The sequence below is a fragment of the Falsihalocynthiibacter sp. S25ZX9 genome, assembly GCF_041205405.1.
GTDB classification, from domain to species: Bacteria; Pseudomonadota; Alphaproteobacteria; order Rhodobacterales; family Rhodobacteraceae; genus Falsihalocynthiibacter; species Falsihalocynthiibacter arcticus.
The window spans coordinates 1-393 of record NZ_JBGFCD010000086.1; the positions used below are offsets into that span (position 1 = coordinate 1).

Here is a 393-nt window from a genome sequence, read left to right on the forward strand (position 1 = left end):
CGACCAATGCCGCTCATGCTATTGTAAGCGATAGTGCCCATACCAAGCCCGTCATATTTAAAGTCGAACTCCACGGTATGTTTGCCAACGCTAAGGGCATCAGCGCCTTCCCAGCTAATTCGCTCAAGATCGAGCAGGTTCCAGGTGACCACGGGTTTGCCTTTTAGAAGATAGAAACCGTATCCGCCGAAACGACCACCTTGTGTGAGGATCATGCCATCGCCCCCACCTTCGGGTACATCCACTTCTGCCGTGATCGTGTAGGAGGTATTCAGAACCGATGGCGCATCGCCGTTCTGAGTTCCGGTAAAGGTTCCTTTCCAGACGAATTCATCGCGTCCAGCCTTCAAACTTGGCCGTGGTGTGACCAAGCGGGTCGCCACGGATGCATCC

At 53.9% G+C, this 393-nt stretch carries 1 pseudogene; it reads right to left on the bottom strand.

What is annotated here, in order from left to right:
• Positions 1 to 393 (bottom strand): annotated as a pseudogene (locus tag AB9F29_RS21390) (arylsulfatase); the annotation flags it as partial.